Origin of the sequence: Streptomyces sp. WM6386 (genome assembly GCF_000972385.1) — a bacterium.
GTDB lineage: Bacteria > Actinomycetota > Actinomycetes > Streptomycetales > Streptomycetaceae > Streptomyces.
Map to the genome: position 1 here is coordinate 1 of NZ_JXTE01000618.1, position 371 is coordinate 371.

Genomic DNA, 371 nt, shown 5'->3' on the forward strand with positions numbered 1-371 from the left:
CCATGCCGAACATGAACGCCCCGAAGATGGCGTGGATGCCGATGTGGGAGGTGACGAACGCCGAGGTGAACACGCCGGAGGCGACGAGGACGGGCACGTACTGCGTGTGTGTGACGCGCAGCCGGTCGCTGATGGTGGCGAGCACAGGGCGTACCAGCCACAGCATGACGACCAGGTAGACCGCCGACCAGGCCATCACCGTCAGGAATCCGGCGGTGCCGGTGGCGGTGGTCAGGGCGACCACGACGGCCAGCATGCACCAGGCGAGGACGTCGTCCGCGTCCCCGAGCCCGAGGGCCAGGGTGGCGGCGCGGGTCTTCTGCAGACCCTGTTTGGCGATGATCCGGGTCAGTACCGGGAAGGCGGTGATG

At 68.2% G+C, this 371-nt stretch carries 1 protein-coding gene; it reads right to left on the minus strand.

Going from position 1 to position 371, the window contains the following annotated elements; all coding sequences use genetic code 11:
• Nucleotides 1-371 (minus strand): cation:proton antiporter (locus TN53_RS42955; protein WP_046264357.1); only part of this gene is annotated, 371 nt, incomplete at both ends.